Origin of the sequence: Streptomyces sp. M2CJ-2, from assembly GCF_016757295.1 — a bacterium.
Classification (GTDB): Bacteria; Actinomycetota; Actinomycetes; order Streptomycetales; family Streptomycetaceae; genus Streptomyces.
The window spans coordinates 1-19,442 of record NZ_JAESIF010000066.1; the positions used below are offsets into that span (position 1 = coordinate 1).

20 protein-coding genes and 1 pseudogene are annotated in these 19,442 nt (G+C 71.3%); 7 read left to right on the forward strand and 14 right to left on the reverse strand.

Going from position 1 to position 19,442, the window contains the following annotated elements; translation table 11 throughout:
- Positions 1 to 70 precede the first annotated feature (70 nt).
- From JL475_RS31415 to fabG, 5 genes are all read right to left on the reverse strand, one after another.
- Positions 71 to 589 (reverse strand): hypothetical protein, encoded by a 519-nt coding sequence (locus JL475_RS31415; protein ID WP_237408827.1) that lies wholly within the window; start codon positions 587 to 589, stop codon positions 71 to 73.
- Between the two features lie 108 nt (positions 590 to 697).
- The gene (locus JL475_RS31420; protein ID WP_202281407.1) at positions 698 to 1,381 is read right to left on the reverse strand and encodes a uracil-DNA glycosylase; all 684 of its coding nucleotides are present in this window, start codon (positions 1,379 to 1,381) and stop codon (positions 698 to 700) included.
- Between the two features lie 116 nt (positions 1,382 to 1,497).
- The gene (locus JL475_RS31425) at positions 1,498 to 3,090 is read right to left on the reverse strand and encodes an ABC transporter substrate-binding protein (RefSeq protein WP_202281408.1); all 1,593 of its coding nucleotides are present in this window, start codon (positions 3,088 to 3,090) and stop codon (positions 1,498 to 1,500) included.
- A gap of 279 nt (positions 3,091 to 3,369) precedes the next feature.
- Positions 3,370 to 4,128 (reverse strand): SDR family oxidoreductase, encoded by a 759-nt coding sequence (locus JL475_RS31430; protein WP_202281409.1) that lies wholly within the window; start codon positions 4,126 to 4,128, stop codon positions 3,370 to 3,372.
- Between the two features lie 12 nt (positions 4,129 to 4,140).
- On the reverse strand, positions 4,141 to 4,905 hold the full coding sequence (gene fabG, locus JL475_RS31435; RefSeq protein ID WP_202281410.1) for a 3-oxoacyl-ACP reductase FabG: 765 nt from the start codon (positions 4,903 to 4,905) through the stop codon (positions 4,141 to 4,143).
- 528 nt (positions 4,906 to 5,433) lie between these two features.
- On the opposite strand from fabG, the gene JL475_RS31440 reads away from it, so the two are divergent.
- Complete coding sequence (locus tag JL475_RS31440; protein ID WP_202281411.1) at positions 5,434 to 5,928, forward strand: excalibur calcium-binding protein; 495 nt, start codon at positions 5,434 to 5,436, stop codon at positions 5,926 to 5,928.
- 37 nt (positions 5,929 to 5,965) lie between these two features.
- On the opposite strand, the gene JL475_RS31445 is transcribed toward JL475_RS31440, so the two are convergent.
- Together JL475_RS31445 and JL475_RS31450 are read right to left on the reverse strand one after the other, a co-directional pair.
- Positions 5,966 to 6,349, reverse strand: a complete 384-nt coding sequence (locus JL475_RS31445) for a DUF3037 domain-containing protein (protein ID WP_202281412.1) — start codon at positions 6,347 to 6,349, stop codon at positions 5,966 to 5,968.
- Positions 6,346 to 7,221, reverse strand: a complete 876-nt coding sequence (locus JL475_RS31450) for a HipA family kinase (RefSeq protein WP_237408828.1) — start codon at positions 7,219 to 7,221, stop codon at positions 6,346 to 6,348. The genes JL475_RS31445 and JL475_RS31450 overlap by 4 nt, the downstream gene beginning before the upstream one ends.
- A gap of 231 nt (positions 7,222 to 7,452) precedes the next feature.
- Between JL475_RS31450 and JL475_RS31455 the strand changes: the two genes are divergently transcribed.
- Together JL475_RS31455 and JL475_RS31460 are read left to right on the forward strand one after the other, a co-directional pair.
- Positions 7,453 to 7,950 carry a Rieske (2Fe-2S) protein gene (locus JL475_RS31455; RefSeq protein ID WP_202281413.1) on the forward strand — a complete coding sequence of 166 codons (498 nt, stop codon included), beginning with the start codon at positions 7,453 to 7,455 and terminating at the stop codon, positions 7,948 to 7,950.
- A gap of 30 nt (positions 7,951 to 7,980) precedes the next feature.
- Entirely contained in the window at positions 7,981 to 8,457 is a 477-nt protein-coding gene (locus tag JL475_RS31460; protein ID WP_202281414.1) for a pyridoxamine 5'-phosphate oxidase family protein, read from the forward strand.
- A gap of 27 nt (positions 8,458 to 8,484) precedes the next feature.
- Here JL475_RS31460 and JL475_RS31465 read toward each other — a convergent pair whose 3' ends face one another.
- Entirely contained in the window at positions 8,485 to 9,822 is a 1,338-nt protein-coding gene (locus tag JL475_RS31465) for an aminotransferase class I/II-fold pyridoxal phosphate-dependent enzyme (RefSeq protein WP_202281415.1), read from the reverse strand.
- A 35-nt stretch (positions 9,823 to 9,857) separates the two neighbouring features.
- Here JL475_RS31465 and JL475_RS31470 point away from each other — a divergent pair, with 35 nt between their 5' ends.
- Positions 9,858 to 10,541: a pyridoxamine 5'-phosphate oxidase family protein gene (locus tag JL475_RS31470; protein WP_202281440.1), complete on the forward strand. Its 684-nt coding sequence runs from the start codon at positions 9,858 to 9,860 to the stop codon at positions 10,539 to 10,541.
- A 50-nt stretch (positions 10,542 to 10,591) separates the two neighbouring features.
- Here the strand turns inward: JL475_RS31470 and JL475_RS31475 are convergent, their stop codons facing one another.
- From JL475_RS31475 to JL475_RS31490, 4 genes and pseudogenes are all read right to left on the reverse strand, one after another.
- Complete coding sequence (locus JL475_RS31475; RefSeq protein ID WP_202281416.1) at positions 10,592 to 11,545, reverse strand: DMT family transporter; 954 nt, start codon at positions 11,543 to 11,545, stop codon at positions 10,592 to 10,594.
- A gap of 245 nt (positions 11,546 to 11,790) precedes the next feature.
- Entirely contained in the window at positions 11,791 to 12,804 is a 1,014-nt protein-coding gene (locus tag JL475_RS31480; RefSeq protein WP_202281417.1) for a DMT family transporter, read from the reverse strand.
- A 76-nt stretch (positions 12,805 to 12,880) separates the two neighbouring features.
- A pseudogene (locus JL475_RS31485) lies at positions 12,881 to 13,422 on the reverse strand (Clp protease N-terminal domain-containing protein).
- A 172-nt stretch (positions 13,423 to 13,594) separates the two neighbouring features.
- Positions 13,595 to 14,224, reverse strand: coding sequence for a PadR family transcriptional regulator (locus tag JL475_RS31490; protein ID WP_202281418.1), 630 nt, complete (start codon positions 14,222 to 14,224; stop codon positions 13,595 to 13,597).
- Positions 14,225 to 14,399: 175 nt separating this feature from the next.
- Here JL475_RS31490 and JL475_RS31495 point away from each other — a divergent pair, with 175 nt between their 5' ends.
- A complete protein-coding gene (locus JL475_RS31495; RefSeq protein ID WP_202281419.1) occupies positions 14,400 to 15,215 on the forward strand; it encodes a PhzF family phenazine biosynthesis protein in 816 nt (271 codons plus the stop codon).
- Between the two features lie 69 nt (positions 15,216 to 15,284).
- Here the strand turns inward: JL475_RS31495 and JL475_RS31500 are convergent, their stop codons facing one another.
- Together JL475_RS31500 and JL475_RS31505 are read right to left on the reverse strand one after the other, a co-directional pair.
- Positions 15,285 to 16,085, reverse strand: coding sequence for a CPBP family intramembrane glutamic endopeptidase (locus tag JL475_RS31500; protein WP_202281442.1), 801 nt, complete (start codon positions 16,083 to 16,085; stop codon positions 15,285 to 15,287).
- Positions 16,086 to 16,174: 89 nt separating this feature from the next.
- Entirely contained in the window at positions 16,175 to 17,692 is a 1,518-nt protein-coding gene (locus JL475_RS31505; RefSeq protein WP_202281420.1) for a glutamate-cysteine ligase family protein, read from the reverse strand.
- Positions 17,693 to 18,237: 545 nt separating this feature from the next.
- Between JL475_RS31505 and JL475_RS31510 the strand changes: the two genes are divergently transcribed.
- Both JL475_RS31510 and JL475_RS31515 read left to right on the forward strand, forming a co-directional pair.
- Positions 18,238 to 18,822, forward strand: coding sequence for a hypothetical protein (locus tag JL475_RS31510; protein WP_202281421.1), 585 nt, complete (start codon positions 18,238 to 18,240; stop codon positions 18,820 to 18,822).
- A gap of 365 nt (positions 18,823 to 19,187) precedes the next feature.
- Positions 19,188 to 19,391, forward strand: a complete 204-nt coding sequence (locus tag JL475_RS31515) for a DUF5999 family protein (RefSeq protein WP_202281422.1) — start codon at positions 19,188 to 19,190, stop codon at positions 19,389 to 19,391.
- The last annotated feature ends 51 nt before the right edge of the window (positions 19,392 to 19,442 follow it).

Here is a 19,442-nt window from a genome sequence, read left to right on the forward strand (position 1 = left end):
CATGCGGCTCGCCTCCACCAACTCAAACCAGCATCCCCACCAACCTACGCCCCGAAAGAGGAACCCTGCACTAGGGACGCCCCCTCGGCGGCCCCCACCCCCCGGTCTCCCCCTCCTCGCCCAGGAGGACTTCCATGTTCCGGATGGCGGCCCGGACCTTGTCGCCGTAGGGGTCGGCGGCGAGGGTACGGGCTGCTCCGCGGGCCCGGCTGAGGTGGGTGCGGGCGGCGTCGGGGCGGGCGAGACGGGCGTAGTCGGCAGCGAGGTTCAGATGCAGGGACGGGTAGAGGGCCCGCAGGGCGGGGGCGCCCTCGTACCCAACGGGGCGGGCGTCGGTGACCTCTTCCGCCGCCGCCAGCGCCCTCAGGTCCCAGGCCAGTTCGTCCCCGGGGTCGTCCTGGGTGTCGGCCAGGTAGTGGGCCAGTGTGCAGCGGTGCAGGGGGTCGCCGTGCTCGCCGAGTTCCGCCCACAGAACGAGGAAACGGTGCCGGGCCTCCACCCGGTCCCCCGCGTGGTGCAGCATCACACCCTGCCCGATCCGCGTCAGCACCGCGTCCGGCACCGCCTGCCCCTGCTGCTTTGCCACCATGCCCTCCGCACCGCTCGCCGGCTGTCCCTGCCGACGCTACGGCAGGCAGGGACGATCCAGGTCAAGCCGCTCCGCGACGCCCCGTGACACCTCGCGCCCCGAAGGACGTCAGCCCAGGTTCGGGATGGTCCAGTCGATCGGCTCGTGGCCCTGCGCGGCCACCGCCTCGTTGATCTGCGTGAACGGACGGGATCCGAAGAACTTCTTCGCCGACAGCGGCGACGGGTGCGCCCCCTTGACCACCACGTGCCGGCTCTCGTCGATCAGCGGCAGCTTCTTCTGCGCGTAGTTGCCCCACAGCACGAAGACCGCCGGATCGGGCCGGTCGGCCACCGCGCGGATGACCGCGTCGGTGAACCGCTCCCAGCCCCGCCCCTTGTGCGAGTTGGCTTCGCCGCCGCGCACCGTGAGCACCGCGTTGAGCAGCAGCACGCCCTGCTCGGCCCACGGCATCAGATAGCCGTTGTCCGGGACGGGCGTGCCCAGCTCGGCGTGCATCTCCTTGTAGATGTTCCGCAGCGACGGCGGGATCCGCACCCCGGGCCGCACCGAGAAGCACAGACCGTGTCCCTGGCCTTCGCCGTGGTAGGGGTCCTGACCGAGGATCAGGACCTTCACCTTGTCGTACGGCGTCGCGTCCAGTGCCGCGAAGACCTCCTCGCGGGGCGGGTGGACGGGGCCCTTCGCCCGCTCCTCCTCGACGAACTCGGTCAGCTGCTCGAAGTAGGGCTGCTGCAGTTCGTCACCCAGAACCCCGCGCCAGGACTCGGGCAGCATGGCGATGTCGGTCACGTCAACGTCCTCACGATCGTGGTCACTTCCAGGCCTCGAAACCTACAGGTGACCACTGACAACCGCCTTCCCGACCGGCCCCGGACCAGCCCCGCGAGGGCCGCCGCCGACGGTTCCTACCAGCTGGTCTTGCGGGAGAGCTGCCACACCATCATGATCGTCGACGGATCCAGTGCCCGTTCGGCGCCCGAGATGTCGCGGCTCGCCGCCACGTACTGCCGGCCCTGCCACAGGGGCAGCAGCCGGGCGTCGTCCAGGAGGATCTGCTGGGCCGCCTCGAAGTCCTTCACGACGTTGCCCCGGTCGCTCTCCCGGCGGGACCGCGGCAGCAGCACATTGCTGATCTCATTCGTCTCGTAGGGGGTGCCGAGCGCGTTCTGCTTGCCGACGAACGGGGCGATGAAGTTGTCGGCGTCCGGGAAGTCGGGGGACCAGCCGCGCCCGAAGACCGGATACTCGCCCTTCTGGTAGCCCGTGACGTACGTCTTCCAGGGACGGCTCTTGAGGGTGATCTCGAACAGCCCGGAGGCCTCCAGCTGGCGCTCCAGCTCCTTGAACTCCAGCTTGGTCTCGGAGCCGTAGCGGTCCGTGGTGTACCAGAAGGTCAGCGGCACCGGCTCGTTGATGCCCGCCTCGGTGAGGATCTTCCGGGCCTTGTCGACACTGGGATCGCCGTAGTCGTCGAAGAAGCCGGTGGTGTGGCCGGTGAGCCCCTTGGGGACCATCGAGTACAGCGGGTCGACGGTGTCCTTGTAGATCATGTGCGCGATCGCCCCGCGGTCGATGATCTGGGCGATCGCCCGGCGCACCGGCTTCTTGCCGGCCCACGGGTCCTTCGGGTTGAACACCAGGTAGTTGATGCTGTTCCCGGCACCTTCCACCAGCTGGAGCTCCTCCTTCTTGGAGGCCTGACCCTGGAGTTCGACGACGTCGTCCGCGGCGAGACCGCGGTAGGTCAGGTCGATCTGCCCCTCGCGCAGCGACTTGACCATGGTGGCGGAGTCCTGGAAGTAACGGACCGTCACCGCGCTGTTCTTGAGGTCGGCGGAGCCCTTGTAGCGGTCGTTGCGGACGAGCCGGGCCTCCTTCCCCTCGTCGTACGACTGGAGGGTGTACGGTCCCGAGCCGACGATGCCGGACTGCTCGCGCAGGGCGTCGTCCGGGTAGGCCTCCGGGGCGACGATCGACATGGCCGGCGTGGCGAGCACGAACGGGAACGTCGCGTCGGGCTTGTTGAGGTGGAAGACCACTTCGCGGTCGCTCGGCGCCTGCACCCGTTCGAGGCTGCCCAGCAGCCCGGCCGGGCCGCCGTTGACGTTGATCTTGCGGATCCGGTCGATGGAGTGCTTGACCGCCTTGGCGTCGAGGGCGCTGTCGTCGGAGAACTTCAGGCCCTCACGCAGCTCGCAGCGGAACACCTGGTGGGAATCGTCGGAGAATTCGCAGCTCTCGGCTGCGTCCGGCTGGGGCGTGCTCGCGCCGACCGGGTAGCTCAGCAGCGTCTGGTAGACGTTGCGGAACAGTTCCCAGGAGTTGTCCCAGGAGGCTGCCGGGTCCAGCGTTCTGGGCGAGCTGGTGGTCCCCAAGACGATCGGCCCTTGGTCGTCCGGGGTGTCGGACGCCAGTACACCGCATCCGGCCAAGGACGATATCGACGCGATGGACGCGATGACCGCCACCCCTCGCAGGCATCGATTCCGCTTGAACACGCGCACACTCCTCGATCTGCCGTCCCAAGAGTCGGCAGACGATACCGCGCCCTTTCGCTCCGTGGCCCTCCCTCGTACGCTTGTTGAGATCAACTCGTTGCAGATGATGTCGTCACTCTGTGTTGACTACGTTGTCATCGGTCCACATGTCTTCGAAAACGCCGGTACGGGCGCCGTTTCGTCAACGAACGCCCGTACCGGAACCCTTATGGCTCAGCCTCGTCGATTCAGCCCCGGGCTGTCCGGCGGGATCACGCCGGCGACGCGGCCGACGCGGTCTCAGCCCACGCCGGCGTTCAGGAAGATGCCGCCGTCGACCACCAGCGTCTGGCCGGTGACCCAGTCCGCCTGGTCCGAGGTGAGGAACGCGGCGGCGCCGCCGATGTCGGAGGGCACGCCGAGCCGGCCCAGCGGGTAGGACGCGGCGGCCTCCTCCTCCCTGCCCTCGTACAGTGCCTGGGCGAACTTGGTCTTCACCACGGCCGGGGCGATCGCGTTGACCCGTACCCCGGGCGCGAACTCGTGGGCCAGCTGCGCGGTCAGGTTGATCAGTGCCGCCTTGCTGACGCCGTAGGCGGCGATGAAGGGCGAGGGTGCGATGCCCGCGACGGAGGCGATGTTGACGATCGCTCCGCCGTGGTCCTTCTGCCAGGCGTGCCAGGTGCGCTGGGCGAAGCCGAGCGCCGAGATCACGTTGGTCTCGAAGACCTTGCGCGCCACGTTCAGGTCGAGGTCGGCGATCGGCCCGAACACCGGGTTGGTGCCGGCGTTGTTGACGAGGTAGTCGATCCGGCCGAAGGCCTCCATCGTCCGCTCGACGGCGATGGCCTGGTGCGCCTCGTCGTGCGCCTTGCCGGCCACGCCGATGACCCGGTCGGCGCCCAGCTGCTCGACGGCCTCCTTGAGGGTGTCCTCGTTGCGGCCGGTGATGCAGACGCGGTCGCCACGTGCGACCAGCGCCTCGGCGACGCCGTGACCGATGCCGCGGCTGGCGCCGGTGACCAGGGCGACCTTGCCCGAGAGTTCCACTGAAGTCATGTCCCGTATTCCCTAGTCGAGCGGTCCGCCGGCCACGTACAGCACCTGGCCCGAGACGAATCCGGCGGCCTCGCCGGTGAAGAAGGCGATGGCGTTGGCGATGTCCTCCGGCTCGCCGACTCGGGCGACCGGGATCTGGGTGGCGGCGGCGGCCTTGAAGTCGTCGAAGCCCATGCCGACGCGTTCGGCGGTGGCCTTGGTCATCTCGGTGGCGATGAAGCCGGGGGCGACGGCGTTGGCCGTGACGCCGAACTTGCCGAGCTCCTTGGCGAGGGTCTTGGTGAATCCCTGCAGGCCCGCCTTGGCGGCGGAGTAGTTGACCTGGCCTCGGTTGCCGAGCGCGGAGGAGGAGGACAGGTTGACGATGCGGCCGAAGCCGGCGTCCACCATGTGCTTCTGACAGGCCTTCGACATCAGGAAAGCGCCCCGCAGGTGCACGTTCATGACGGTGTCCCAGTCGGCCACGCTCATCTTGAACAGCAGGTTGTCGCGCAGCACACCCGCGTTGTTGACCAGGATGGTCGGCGCGCCGAGTTCCCCGGCGACGCGCGCGACGGCGGCCTCGACCTGCGTCTCGTCCGAGACGTCGCAGCCGACCGCGAGAGCCTTGCCACCGGCGGCGGTGATCTTCTCGACGGTGTCCTTGCACGCGCCCTCGTCGAGGTCGATCACGGCGACCGCGTGGCCCTCGGCGGCCAGCCGTACGGCGGTGGCGGCGCCGATACCGCGCGCGGCACCGGTGACGACCGCGACCCGCTGCTGCTCAGTGGTGGACATTGCTGCTTCTCCTCGCCCTTGGGATGCGGCTCCTGCGGTCCGCCCCGTCAGTGAGCGACCGCTTAGTACCTTCAGCAGTCGTGACGCTAGAAGCCCTGGCACCCGGTGTCAACGGCACACCCTGCTGTGTGATCCATTCCCCGGCCGCCACCCCCCCGAGCGGACCGCGCCCCGGTCGGCGCCGTCCCGCCCCGGGGGGCCCGCCCGGACCGGCCCCGCGGCCACGCCCGCGCCACCCGATCGGCCTATGGCTGCGCGTCCTGGCGCGGGGGCGCCCCGGGGCCGGTCCGACGGATCAGGCCGCAGGAAACCGGCGGCGCCCATCAGCGCAGGTGAGCGGGGGCTGATGCGTCCAGTCGCACGGCCCAGGAGGGCGTCGGCGCGGGGCGTCGGTGAGTGACGACAACGCCGCGGACGAGCGGGCCGGCGTCCCGCGTCTGCGGGTTGATCCGCCGGACAGGCCCTAGCGTCGAAGCGCGAGCCACTCACGGCCGGAGCACCCACTCGCGGCCGGAAAGGAGGCGCTCCATGTGCCGTCGCACCGGTGCTCTCGGCATACTGATCGCGCTCGCCGCGACCGTGCCGTCGGCCCACACCGCTCACGCACAGGATCTGAACTGCCGGGACTTCACCTATCAGGAGGAGGCGCAGGCCCTGTTCAACCTGGACCGGAGCGATCCCAACGGCCTCGACGAGGAGCAGGGCCCGGACGACGACATCGCCTGCGAGGCGCTTCCCCACCGGGGCGGCCCCGTCACTTCCTCCACCAGCTCTCCCCGGCCCGTGCCCACCACCGCAACTCCCGTCGCGGCCCCCACCACCCCCGTGACACCCACGGCCCCCGTGGTGACACCTCCGGCTCCCACCGCACCCGGCCCGGTCGCGCCCACGCGGGGTGTGGAGGGCGGGCTGGGCGGCTCGTCGGAGACCGGGCCGAGCAACTGGGACATCGGAATCGGTCTGACGTTCGCGGCGGGTGCCGCTGCCGCGGTCGGCTACGTGGTGCGGCGCCGTCGGCACTGACCCCCGGACCGGCGCCCACCACAAGGGTGTTGCCGGTTCAGCGTACGAGCAGGTCGAGCAGCCGCTCCACCTCGGCCGCCGGATCGGCGGTGAGCCCGGTGTGCACGGGCCCGGGCTGGACGACGGTGGAGCGGGGCGCGACCAGCCAGCGGAAGCGCCGCCCGGCGTCGTCCCCGGCGGCCTGGCCCGCCGCCTCCCCACCGGCGCACACCCCCTCGACGGCACGCAGCGCGGCCCGTACGCCGGCCAGGTCCACGTGCGGGTCGAGGGCCAGCAGCCGGGGCTCGTCGAGATGGGTGCGGGCCCCGACGAACGCCTCGTGGCGGCAGTACACGAGTACCCCCGCGTTGACGCACTCGCCGCGCTCGACGCGCGGTACGACCCGCAGCAGCGCGTACTCGAAGACGTGCCGGTCGCTCACTCGTCCTCCCCGAGGCCGTGGACGCGCTGGTGGACGGTGGCCGCACGGGCGAGCAGGGGCCGCGCGTAGGCCCGCCGGAGTTCGTCCGGGGTGTCGAACCCCGGCTCGTCCACCAGCCATACGTCGGGAATCTGTGCGGTGACCTCGCCGAGCAGGTCCTCGGTGACGAGGGGCCCGAGGTCCGCCGCCGCGGCGGCCACATCCGGCGCGAACGTCTTCAGGGCGTGGTCGGAGGCGTCGTAGGGGCGGGCGGCGGACGCTTCGACGCCGGGCCAGTTGTGGTGCCAGATCATGGTGGCGCCGTGGTCGATCAGCCAGAGTTCGCCGTGCCGGCGCAGCAGGTTGGGGTTGCGCCAGGACCGGTCGACGTTGTTCACCAGCGCGTCGAACCAGACGACCCGCCCGGCCTCCTCGGGGCTCACCTCGAAGGCGAGCGGGTCGAAACCGAGCGCGCCGGAGAGGAAGTCCATGCCCAGATTGGTGCCCCCGCTGGACTTGAGGAGTTCCTGAACCTGTTCGTCGGGCTCACCCAGCCCCAGTACCGGGTCGAGTTCGACCGTCACCAGGCGCGGCACCCGGAACCCCAGCCGACGGGCGAGTCCCCCGCAGACGACCTCTGCGACCAGGGTCTTCCGCCCCTGGCCCGCACCGGTGAATTTGAGGACGTAGGTGCGGAGGTCGTCGCCCTCGACCAGTCCAGGCAGCGAGCCGCCCTCGCGCAGCGGCGTGATGTAGCGGGTGGCGGTGACCCCGGTCAGCGTTTTCCCCACCTGCCCAGGTGGAGCCGGGGCGTTTTGACCGGCGTGCCGGTCCCGCCGCCGTCCGAGCATCCCGTCAATGGTGGCGCGCCCCTCGCTTGTGGTCTCCGGCATGGAGTGAGCATAGTAACCGAGCGTGACAGCCGGTGCGGGCGGCACTCGTCTCCGTGCGGCAGTACGGCGGTTTGGCAGTACGTCCCGTCACGCCGACAGCGAAACGGCAGCTGTGCCTTACGCCCCTCCGACCGGGCGCGGGTCAAGCTCTCTGCACGGCCTGAACGGCGTGGGCCCGCTGACCGTACCTCCTGCCAGATCACGCAACCTCCCCGGAAGGGACACACCCGCATGACCAGCGCATCGCATCAGCTCGCATCGGGACCGGGCCGTCGTACCGTCGTGGCGGCGGCCGGAGCGGCGGGCCTCGCCGCCGCGCTGACCGCCTGCGGAGGCTCCGACGACGCCTCCGGCTCGTCCGCGGACTCCGGCGCGTCCAGCGGCCCGCAGGACGACAACGACGCGAGCAGCGGAGGCTCGGGCGGCGGCGACAACGCGGCCGGGGCCGAGCTCGCCGCGGTCGCCGACATCCCCGAGGGCGGCGGGAAGGTCTTCGCCGACAGCAAGGTGGTGGTGACCCAGCCGACGGCGGGCGAGTTCAAGGCGTTCTCGGCGACCTGCACCCACCAGGGGTGTGCGGTGAAGAGCGTCGCCGACGGAGTCATCAACTGCCCTTGCCACAACAGCAATTTCTCGATCACCGACGGCAGTGTGCAGGGCGGTCCGGCGACCGCGCCGCTGCCGTCCGTGGAGATCACCGTCAGCGGGGACTCGATCAGGCTCGCGTGAGCCTGGTTCCCGTGAGAAAAGAGGGACCGCATGACCGCCACGCAACGCCGGGGCCGGAAGATCATGATGACGCCGGGCGAACTGGACGACTTCCTCACCGTTCAGCGCACCTGTCGGGTCGCCACGGTGTCGGCCGACGGCGCGCCGCATGTGAGCACGCTCTGGTTCGCCTGGGACGGCACCTCGCTGTGGCTGTACTCCGTGGTGCGCTCCAAGCGCTGGGCCGACCTGCGCCGGGACCCGCGGGTGGCGATCGTGGTGGACACCGGCGAGGAGTACGACGAACTGCGCGGTGCGGAGCTGTCCGGGCGGATGGAGTTCGTGGGTGAGATACCGCGCACCGGCGAACTCCGCGCCGAACTCGACGTCCCCGAGACCCTGTTCGCGCGCAAGAACTTCGGCCTGGACGAGATGCCGCACGACGGCCGGCACGCCTGGATGCGGCTGACCCCGGAGAAGATCGTGTCCTGGGACTTCCGCAAACTGGGCGCTCGCCAGGTGAGCTGACCTGAGGCCTCGTCCGTACGAGAGGTCCTATACGTACGTCCTGGACTCCGGCGCGTCCGGTCCGATCGCCGCGGTGACCGCCTTGCTCAGGGGGCCGATCTCCTCCCCCGTGAGCGTCGACACGGTGATGCGGATGCCCGGCGGTGCGCTCATCCGGAAGCGGGCGCCGGGGGCCACCGCCCAGCCCGCGTGCAGCAGCCGTGCGACGGCTCCGGTCTCGTCCGGCACCGGCACCCACACGTTCATACCGCTGCGCCCGTGCGCCGTGACCCCTTGCCGGGCCAACGCCCCGATCAGGGCATCCCGGCGCCGCCCGTACTCCGCCGCCACCGCACCCGGGTCCACCGACCCCTCGGTCCACAACCGGAGCACCGCACGCTGGACGGTGCGGCTGACCCAGCCCGGTCCGAGCCGCTGCCGCCCGCGCACCCGGTCGAGGGTGACCGCGTCCCCGGTGAGTACGGCGAGCCGCAGGTCGGGACCGTAGGCCTTGGCCGCCGAACGCACGAAGGCCCAGCTACGGGTGGCGCCGGCGAGGGGGTGCAGGGGCAGGTCGACGATGTGGTGCCCGTGGTCGTCCTCGATCAGCAGCGTCTCCGGGTGGTCCGCGAGCACCGCCCGCAGGGCACTCGCGCGCGTCGCGCTCAGTGCGGCCCCGGTCGGGTTCTGCGCCCGGTCCGTCACGATCAGCGCACGCGCCCCGCCCGTCAGCGCACGCCGTACGTCATCGGGGAGCGGCCCCTCGTCGTCGACGCCGACCGGGACGGTCCGCAGCCCGAGCGCCGGGACGAGGTCCAGCACGCTTCCCCATCCCGGGTCCTCCACGGCGACCGCGTCCCCCTGTTTGAGGTGGGCCGCGAGCACCCGCTCCACGGCGTCCAGGGCACCGGAGGCGACGGCGACGGGGCCGTCGGGAACGCCGTCGGCGTCCAGCCTGGCGCGTGCGTGCCGCGCCAGCCCGGGCTCCACGGGCGCGTGCCCGTAGAGCACCGGCTCCCGGTCCCCCTGCCCGGCCGCGGCCGCGAACGCCTCGGCCAGCGGGGGCAGCAGCGCGGGGTCCGGGTTGCCGTCGGACACGTCCCGTACGCCCGGCGGGACCTCCACCCGGATGAAGTCGCGCGCCGTCGTGGCCGGTTTGGGCCGCACCCGGCTCCCCCGTCGGCCTGCGGTCTCGATCACCCCGCGCTCGCGCAGGGTCCGGTACGCGGACGCGACGGTATTGGGATTCACACCGAGCTGTTCCGCCAACTCCCGCATCGGGGGCAGAAGTTCGCCCGGCTTGAGATCCCCTTCACCCACCGCGCGCTCAATGCTCGCCGAAATCTCCGCTGCGCGCCGCCCACTGATCCGATACTCTCCTAGCACAAAGCCAATTATGCACTAGTGCAATGGAGAACGCCATGCAGGGGACCCGGCCGCCGCAGCAGCCCGCCACCAGCTACCCGCCCACCGAGCGCACCGTCCCCACCCGCTCCCCCCACCGCGCCGCGTACGACAGGGAGCTGGTGCACGCGATACTCGACGAGGGGTACGTCTGCCACCTCGGTTTCGTCCGCGACGGCGCGCCGGTGGTGCTGCCCACGTTGTATGCCCGGGTCGGCGAGCGTCTCTACGTGCACGGTTCGACGGGTTCACGCCCGCTGCGCGCTGCGAGCGGGGCCGAGACCGGTCTCCCGGTCTGCCTGACCGTCACCCATGTGGACGGGCTGGTGCTGGCCCGCTCCGCCTTCCACCACTCGCTCAACTACCGCTCCGTGGTGGTGCACGGCCTCGCGCACGACGTGACCGACCCCGAGGAGAAGCGGCAGTCGCTGGACGCCCTGGTCGATCAGGTCGTCCCCGGCCGCGCCGCCGACTCCCGCCCGGCCGACAAGAAGGAACTGGCCGCCACCGCGGTGATCCGTCTCGACCTGACCGAGGTCTCCGCCAAGCTCCGCACCGGCGGCGTCAACGACGAGCCGGAGGACCTCGCTCTCCCCCACTGGGCGGGCGTGGTCCCCCTGAGCCGCGGCTACGGCACCCCGCTCGCCGACCCCGCTCTGGCCCCCGGCACGAAGCTGCCGGAGTATCTGGCGGCCCTGTGACCCGGCCCTGCGCCGCGGCCGCGCCACATGGAACCCCCAGGGCCCCGCCGTCACGCCGGTACCGCGTCGCCCTCCGTCCTGCGGGCCCGCGCGAGCCGTGCCTCACCCACCGCGAGCCCCGCGACCGCGCCCAACATCAGCAGGGTGCCGACCAGCGTGGCCGAGGTGAGCCGCTCCCCGAGCAGGGCGACGGCGAGCACCGCCGCGCTCACCGGCTCCAGCAGCATGATCACGGACACGGTGGCCGACCGTACGACGGCCGCGCCCGCGAAGTACAGGCCGTAGGCGAGAGCGGTCGGGACCGCTGCGACATACGCCACGAGGCACAGCAGCAGACCGGGGTCGCCCGTGTGCGGGACCAGCCCTTCGACCGCGGCGAACGGCAGCAGCAGCACACTCGTGACGGCGAACGCCCCGACCGTCGTGCCGGAGGCGTCCAGCCCGCCGTCCCGCCCCCACCAGCGGGTGAGCAGCGTCATCGCCGAGTAGCCCGCCGCGGCCAGGAGCGCGAGCAGCACGCCCCGCAGGTCCACGACCGCCTCCCCGCCGCCGAGGACGAGGACGACGAGTCCGGCGAGCGCCCCGGCGACGGCGGCGCCCCCGCCCCGGCCCAGCCGCTCCCCCAGGAGCAACCGTGCGCCGAGCGCCATCAGAACGGGTCCCGCGCCGAGGGTGACGACGGTGGCCACGGCTAGTCCGGTGGCGGCGACGGCGGCGAAGTAGGCCGTCTGGAACACGCCGAGCGCGACCCCGGTGGCCACGGCCCGCCACACCCTGCGGCCCAGGGGCTCGGGCACGGCCCGGGTGCGCGGGAGCAGTGCCCGGGCCCCGAGCAGCAGGACGAGTCCGGCCGCACAGCGCCAGAAGGAGAGGGCGACCGGGCCCATGTCACTGGCCCGGTAGACCAGCGACGCGGCAGCGCCGGCGGTGCCCCAGGCCACACCGGCGACGATCAGATAGAGCAGGCCTCGCCCGACGGGCAGGCCGGATACGGCGTTCGACACGTGTTCTCTCCGCAGGTACACACAGATACGCGGGTACGCACCACGCACGGCGGTGCGCGCACTGCGCGAAAGGAAGGAAGGAGCCCCGGATCAGGCCCGGGTCGAGCCGGGCCGACGGGGTCCGCGGACTGCGTCTGCGGGCAGCACCACAAGGCCCGGCGGCGCGCCGGGCGAAGGGAACTGTGGACCCGCCTCAGGCGGCGGGAGGCGGAAGAACGAGTGCACGCGCATGCATGATCAGCACCTTAGGCGGCAGTTCCGGGTGTGGACAACTCTCTTTCGGGCCCTCCGCTCGCCACCGGCTCCTCGGAGTTCCTGGCCGGCGCGGAGGACTGGGCGATGAACGCGCCCGCCAGCACCACCGCACCGCCCACGAGCTGCGGCGCCGACAGGTGTTCGCCGAGGAGAACCCAGGCCAGCACGGTGGCGATGACCGCTTCGAGGCAGGCCACGACCCCCGCGACCTGCGGCGAGAGCCGCCGCACCGAGAGCACTCCGGTGCCGTACGCGACGACCGTGGCGACGAGGACGATCCAGGCCAGCAGCACGAAGGCCGCGACCGGGGTGCCGTCCATGTTCGCGGTGCCGCCGAGCACCGACCAGTCCATGGACCACGGACGGGCGACGAGAGTGAGTACGGCGGCGCCGACGAGCAGACCGTAGGCGATCACCCCGAGCGGGTCCGGTGCCCGGTCGCCGTGGTCGCTGCCCTGGTCGGACAGGACGAAGTACCCGACCTGACAGCAGGCGGCGCCGAGCGCGAGCGCCAGTCCGAGGACGTCGAAGCCGAGGCCCGACCACACCTCCACGACGCAGGCCAGTCCGCCCACCGCCAGGACCACCCCGACCGCCGCCGCCCGGCTCACCGGCCGCCGCTGGACGAACCGCACCCAGCCGAGGACGAGCGCGGGCGCCAGATACTCGACGAGCAGTGCGACGCCGACGGGGATACGGGAGATGGCCGCGAAGTAGCAGGCCTGGACGCCGGCGACGGCGAACAGTCCGAAGCCCGCGAGCAGCGCCGGATGGCTGCGCAGCAGCCCCCGGTGGCGCACCGCCAGCGGCAGCAGGACCAGGGCCGCGCCCGTCACCCGCAGCCAGACGACGTGCAGCGGGTCCAGCCCCGCCTCGATCAGCGGCTTGGCGGCGACACCGGACCCGCCGAAGGCCACCGCGGACAACAGCGCGAGGCCGAGTCCCACGCCTTTCCCACGGGTGCCCCTGGTGTTCCGGGTGCTGACAGAGGTAGACACCGGCACATGATGTCAGGCGTCGACAGGAGCGTCACCCCCATGGCTCCTGTCTCACGTACTGGACGGCGGCTCCCTTTCGTTTTCAGTGAGCCGGGTCGCCGGTCCACGTCCTCTCGAGCCGGGCGAGCAGGGCGCGGGAGTCGATTCCGGCGCGCTCGAGCACCTCGACGGCACGGGCCCGCGGGTCCACGATGATCGCCGCGAGCAGGTCCACACCACACGGCGTCCCCTCGTGGTGTGCCGCGCGTTCGCGGGCGTACGCCATGCCGGCCGCGGCGAGCGGGAGAAACCGGCGGCCTCCGCCACCGCCGGGACCGCACCGGAGTCCTCGACGGCGCTCTGCCGACGCAGGCCGTAGCCGATGCTGCGCCGGACCGGACAGCCGAGCAGCCGGGCGGTCTGCGGGTCCTCGCCGAAGACCGCGCGCACCTCGCCGTCGGAATCCAGCAGCGAGTGCAGCAGATGGGCGGTGTCGATCTGCCGGTCCGCGTCCCTGAGCGCCCTGCGGCGGGCACCGGTGACCACCGCCGCCAGCCCCGCGCCGAGTCCGGCGCCGTGGTCCGTGGGGCGAACGCCCTGTTCCCGGGGCTCGGGGGCCGGCTGCCGGGGGATACGGGATTGCACATCCTCCACCCATCAGCCCCGCAGGTCCGGGGCATCCCCGGCGGGGAGCACCTTCCCGTCCCACGGGAAGTGGACACACCGGGCCCGACTCTCCTCCTTGAGAAGGAGAATCAGGCCGTTCCATCCATGTTTTCTCAGTTCCCGCAGTTCCCGCAGGGCCGCGCGTCCGTCCTCAGTCCTCGTCGGCGAGGATCAGGTACAGCTTCTTGCGGGCTTCGTTGATGACGGCGAGCGCCTTCTCCCGCTGCTCCTTGCTGCCGGTCTTCCAGACCTGCCCGAAGGCCTCCATCAGACCGAACCCGGCCTGCCGGATCTCGCTCAGCGCCTCCCAGTCGACCCCGCGTGAGGCCTCCTCCCACGGCGCCTCGGGGCCCTCCTCAGCCGCCGTGCGACCGGTTTCGGTGAGCGCGAACAGCTTCTTGCCGCCCTCGGACTCGCTGATGATCAGCCCCTCGTCCTCCAGCATCTGCAGGTTGGGGTACACCGAGCCGGGGCTGGGCTTCCACGCCCCGCCACTGCGCTCGGCGATCTCCTGGATCATCTCGTAGCCGTGCATCGGGCGATCCTTCAGCAGGGCGAGGATCGAGGCCCGCACGTCACCGCGCCGCGCCCTTCCCCTCGGCCCGCCACGCCCTCGGCCACCGCCCCAGGGGCCGTGCCCGAACCCCGGGCCGAAGCCGGGGCCACCGTGACCACCGGGCCCCGAGGGGCCGAAGGGCCCGAACGCGGCCCGCAGCCGGTCGAAGTCGCTCCGGCCGCCCCGCGGGCCGCCCTGGCCGCGCTCGCAACCATGGGTACGCATCGCAACCACTCCCCATTCCATCGTCGATCTGTCGCGATACCTCAACGATATATCGCTGACTTTCGCCGGACAACCCCTCGGCTGCCCGTTGCCGGGCAGAGGGGTCCGTGCGACCGGCTCAACGCGCCTGCATCGGCCTTGGCCTGCGGCTTTGCTCAGCCCGTACCGTCAGGGCATGCGCATTCGAATCGTCGACGCCTTCACCGACCGGCCCTTCTCCGGCAATCCCGCCGGGGTCCTGCTCCTGGACGCGGAGGCGTTCCCGGACGACACCTGGCTCCAGAACGTGGCCTTGGAGGTCAACCACGCCGAAACCGCCTTCGCACATCCGCTGCCCGCGGGCGGCACGGCCGACTGGGCGCTGCGCTGGTTCACCCCCGCCACCGAGGTCGCGATGTGCGGCCACGCGACCCTGGCCACCGCGCACGTCCTGCACACCACCAGCACCCACGAGGGTCCCGTCCGGTTCGCCACTCTCAGTGGTGTCCTCGTCGCGACGCCGGCCGAGGACGGCTCCGTGACCCTCGACTTCCCCACGGCGCCGCTCACCCGGCTCGACATCCCCGAGGGGGTCGCCGACGCACTGGGCACCGAACCGCTCGCGGCCTTCGACACCGGCCCGAACGTCAAAGACCTGCTGGTCGAGGTCGCCGACGAGCGGACCGTCCACGCCCTGCGGCCCGATCTGAAGGCCCTCGGCGCCCACTCCGAGCGCGGCATCATCGCCACCGCCCGCGCAGCGGACCCGGCCGGGGACTACGACTTCGTCTCCCGCTGCTTCTTCCCGAACGTCGGCATCGACGAGGACCCCGTCACCGGCAGCGCCCACACGGCGCTGGCCCCCTACTGGTCCGAGCGTCTCGGACGTCCCGGCCTCACCGGTCTCCAGGCCTCACCCCGCTCCGGCCGGGTCCGTACGGAGCTGCGCGGCGAGCGCACCTTGCTGGGCGGACGGGCGGTGACGGTCATCGAGGGCGAACTCCTGGCCTGACCGGGCGCCGGAACGGCGAAGGGGCGTACCGGCCTGTACCGGTGCGCCCCTCCTCGGTCTCCGGGACGTTCAGGCCGTGGGCAGCCAGCCCACCTTGCCCGCGAGCAGCGCGTACCCCACGAACGCACCGATGTCGAGCAGCGTGTGCGCGACCACCAGGGGCCCCACCCTGCCCCAGCGACGGTAGAGGAACACGAACACCACCCCCATGACCATGTTGCCGATGAAACCGCCGATGCCCTGGTAGAGGTGGTACGAACCGCGCAGCACCGAACTCGCCGCCATCGCGGCGCCCGGTGTCCAGCCCAACTGCTCGAGCCGGCGCAGCAGGTACGCGAGGACGATGACCTCCTCCAGAATCGAGTTCTGCAGTGCCGAGAGGATCAGCACGGGGAACTTCCACCACACCTCGGGCAGCGCCTCGGGCACCACGGTGAGGTTGAAGCCGAGCTCGCGCACGGCCAGGTAGAAGGCGATGCCGCTGCTGCCGATGACCGCCGCGACCGCCGCTCCTCGGCCGAGGTCGGACCAGGGCCGGGTGCGGTCGAACCCGAGGACGCGCAGTCCCGCGCCTTCGCGCAGCAGGAAGTGGGCGACGAGCGCGACGGGAACGAGCGCGGTGGTGATCCCGAAGAGCTGCCAGGCCAGGTCGAGCCAGGGGCGGCCCGGTGCGGCCGAGGCGTTGAGGGTGGCCGCCTGGTCCTTCAGGCCGCCCGGCCGAGTGACCGAACCGATGAAACTGATCAGCGCGGACACTCCGCTCGCGCCGAGCGACACCGCGAGCACGAGCAGCGTCTCGTTGCGGAGCATCGTCCGCGTGAGCCGCCGCTGAGGATACTCATCGGCCCGCGGGCCCGCCTCCGCCTGCACAGCTGCCTCCACATCACCGATCCGTCCGATCAGTATGAGGGCAGCGTCCGACGATCCGACGGGCGGTCCGCGGTGGGCCCGCCCCGGCGTCAGGTCGCAGGTACCGGGTCCGGGAGACCGACGGGCCAGGTGTGGACCGGATCTCCCTTCAGCATCAGTTCGCGGTAGCGCCGGGTGGTGGCGGCCAGCGCCGCCTCCCGGGTCAGGCCGCCGTCCAGGGCCCGGTGGAAGGTCGCGGTCTGCCAGCTCGCGCCGTTCTGCCGGCGCCGGCAGCGCTCCTCGATCACGCCCAGGTACAGGTCCCGGTCCGCGGGCTCGATGCCCCACGCGTCCAGTCCCGCCTCGGCCAGCGGCAGCAGTTCGTCGCGTACGAGGGTGACCGCGTCCACCTCGGCCGTACCGCCGTAGCGCCCGCGCCGGGGCCAGGTGAGGCGGGCTTCGATGCCGTGCCTGCAGGCGGCGTCGAAGTTGGCGGCGGCGGCCTCGAAGGACAGCCGGGTCCACACCGGGCGGCTGTCCTCCGCGAGGGCGCGGACCAGGCCGTAGTAGAACGCCGCGTTGGCTACGACGTCGACGACGGTGGGCCCGGCGGGCAGGACCCGGTTCTCCACCCTCAGGTGGGGGACGCCGTCGGCGACGCCGTAGACCGGACGGTTCCAGCGGTAGACCGTGCCGTTGTGCAGGACGAGTTCGGCGAGCGTGGGGGTGCCGTCCTTGTCCAGCACCTCGAGCGGGTCCTCGTCGTCGCAGATGGGCAGGAGAGCCGGGTAGTAGCGCAGATTCTCCTCGAAGAGGTCGAACGCCGAGGTGACCCAGCGCTCCCCGAACCAGGTGCGCGGCCGTACGCCCTGTGCCTGCAGCTCGGGCGGCCGGGTGTCGGTGGACTGCTGGAACAGCGGCGGCCGGGACTCGCGCCACAGCTCGCGGCCGAACAGGAAGGGCGAGTTGGCGCCGACGGCGATCTGGGCGGCGGCGACCGCCTGGGCCGCGTTCCACACGTCGGCGAAGCGGGCCGGAGTGACCTGGAGGTGCAGCTGCACCGAGGTGCAGGCGGCCTCGGGCGCGATGGATTTGGAGGTGCAGCTGAGGTGTTCCACCCCGTCGATGTCGAGGCTGAAGTCCTCCCCGCGGGCGGCCACGATCTGGTCGTTGAGCAGGGTGTAGCGGTCGACTTCGGAGAGATTCGAGGAGACGAGGTCGTCGCGGTCCAGCGTCGGCAGAATACCGATCATCACGATCCCGGCGTCCACCTCCGCGGCTTTCCGGTCGGCGTACGCGAGCGAGGTGCGCAGTTCCTCGGCGAGCCGGTCGAATACCCGCCCGTCCAAACGATGTGGAGCTATGTTGACTTCCAGGTTGAACATGGCGAGTTCCGTCTGGAAGTCCCGGCTCGCGATCCGTTCGAGGACTTGTCCGTTCAACATTTTGGGCATGCCGTCGGCGCCCGTGAGATTCAATTCGATCTCCAGCCCCACGAGGTTCCTGGGGCGGTCGAACCGCTTCTCCGCCAGGAGTCGCTCCAAGCCTGCCAGGCACCTGCGGAGCTTGTCGCGGTAGCGCTGGCGATCGGACAGGTCGAACCCGCCTGCCACCACCTTCTCCCCCATCGAAGCGTCCTTCCTCGGTTGGGCGGCCCGATGATCGGCCGCCGGGGTCCCGGTCCACAGGGGAGGATGCCCCGTGGATGCGATCGATAACGCCCCGGACCGGTCTGTCGACCGCTACGCTGGTCGTATGTGACCACTGGCACATTCACGCGGCATGGCACGCAACAACGCGACGATGGACTCGTGAAAAACGCCGACGAGAATAGGCCTACCACTTCACGGCCGTTTATCGAGGTCATCGCCGTGCATCCGGTTCGAAATCGGGATGATTCCCTCGTTTCATCGACCAGAAGTACCGTTGTTCAACGGGTCGAAAACAGCTAGTGGAAACACAGCCCGAACACGCGTCATATAAACTCCGTGGACAGGGCAGAAGGTTGGCGCCCACGGTCGAGTGATCCAGCCCTCGAGGTGACGTGCGGCAGTCCTCACCCCCACCTCTCGCTCTCAGGCCCCCGGCCCCTGCCTTCCTACCCTTCGTGAGCTGACAGCGTCGTCCGCCCCGCCCTCGTGCCACCGTGCCTTCGAATGAGAGGCGACCCACCATGCCCCTGCATGTCCCCCCGGCCCCCGCGCCCGCACTGCGTTCCGTCCTGACCGCGCTCTCCTCCCCCACCGCGGTCAGCGAGGCCCGAACCCCTTCCCTCCTCGGTGCCCAGGGACCGGTCTCGCCCGAACTGCCGCTGCCCGTGCATGTCCTGGACCGGATCACCGCCGAGGGCGTGTCCGCGACGCGACTGGCCGGCTGGCGCTTCCTGATCCGCTGCGGCGACCGGGCGGTGGCCGCGGCCGACACCGTACTGACCCCCGACGGCTGGACCTTCTCCCGCTTCTTCGAGGGCCCGTACATCGCCTCCACCGAACTGGCCCTGCGCCAGGCCGAGTCCCTGTCACAGCCGTACCAGCCCCGGCTGTTGTCGGTGCCCGGCCTCTACATGCTGACCCTCTGGCTGCACGGCGACCGCACCGCGGACGGCGCCACCGGCCACCCCGCCGCCACCGACCTGCTCGTCCCGCTCGCCCCCGCGCCGCCCGGCATCGCGGCCCACCGCCCGCACCTGGTCGCGGAACTCCTCCCGGTGCTGACCCACCGGGTGACGCCCAACCGCCTGCTCGGCTCACCCGCCTGACCGACGCGCGATCACACGCGCGTCCCGCCCCTCACTCCCGCACGACCACTCCCGTGCCCCGCCGCCCGATCCCCGCGGCGGGGCACGCGCGCGCCCCGAGCGCTCCGCCCCCTCGGACTAGCCTCATCCGGCCATGCGGAACCACCCGAAGTGACAGTGCAGTTGAGGTGAACCGTCCGCGTGGGTGACGCGTCATCGACCAGTGAGGGGCGGTGCCGCGAAATCCCTGCGGATCGCCGTCCAGAGGGCAACACTTGTTTCCGACCGACCTATGACAACGGGGGGCGGCCATGAACGAGGTTTCACGCCGCGCAACAGAGACAACAGCCAACCCACAGGTCACAACAGAGCGAAAGATCCCATCCATGTGCCAGCATCCGTCACCGTGCCCCTCAGCCGAATCCGCCGACCGGGAGTCCGCCCGTCTCGTGGCGCACCACCCGGAGCAGGGCTGGAGCCTGCTGTGCAACGGTGTCGTGCTCTTCGAGGACACCGGTGAACTCCTGCCCGACGGCAGGAGCATCGCCCCGCAGCGTCCCGGGGGCCCCGCGGTGATGACCACCGCCTGAGCTCCACCGGGCGGATCCGCGTCCGCCCGGCTTCGCTCGCCGCCTATCGTG

Coding starts and splice junctions, on each gene's coding strand:
- JL475_RS31415 (WP_237408827.1), bottom strand. CDS start 589: ATGGTGGCAAAGCAGCAGGGGCAGGCGGTGCCGGACGCGGTGCTGACG.
- JL475_RS31430 (WP_202281409.1), bottom strand. CDS start 4,128: ATGACTTCAGTGGAACTCTCGGGCAAGGTCGCCCTGGTCACCGGCGCC.
- fabG (WP_202281410.1), bottom strand. CDS start 4,905: ATGTCCACCACTGAGCAGCAGCGGGTCGCGGTCGTCACCGGTGCCGCG.
- JL475_RS31440 (WP_202281411.1), top strand. CDS start 5,434: ATGTGCCGTCGCACCGGTGCTCTCGGCATACTGATCGCGCTCGCCGCG.
- JL475_RS31450 (WP_237408828.1), bottom strand. CDS start 7,221: ATGCCGGAGACCACAAGCGAGGGGCGCGCCACCATTGACGGGATGCTC.
- JL475_RS31455 (WP_202281413.1), top strand. CDS start 7,453: ATGACCAGCGCATCGCATCAGCTCGCATCGGGACCGGGCCGTCGTACC.
- JL475_RS31460 (WP_202281414.1), top strand. CDS start 7,981: ATGACCGCCACGCAACGCCGGGGCCGGAAGATCATGATGACGCCGGGC.
- JL475_RS31470 (WP_202281440.1), top strand. CDS start 9,858: ATGCAGGGGACCCGGCCGCCGCAGCAGCCCGCCACCAGCTACCCGCCC.
- JL475_RS31490 (WP_202281418.1), bottom strand. CDS start 14,224: ATGCGTACCCATGGTTGCGAGCGCGGCCAGGGCGGCCCGCGGGGCGGC.
- JL475_RS31495 (WP_202281419.1), top strand. CDS start 14,400: ATGCGCATTCGAATCGTCGACGCCTTCACCGACCGGCCCTTCTCCGGC.
- JL475_RS31505 (WP_202281420.1), bottom strand. CDS start 17,692: ATGGGGGAGAAGGTGGTGGCAGGCGGGTTCGACCTGTCCGATCGCCAG.
- JL475_RS31510 (WP_202281421.1), top strand. CDS start 18,238: ATGCCCCTGCATGTCCCCCCGGCCCCCGCGCCCGCACTGCGTTCCGTC.
- JL475_RS31515 (WP_202281422.1), top strand. CDS start 19,188: ATGTGCCAGCATCCGTCACCGTGCCCCTCAGCCGAATCCGCCGACCGG.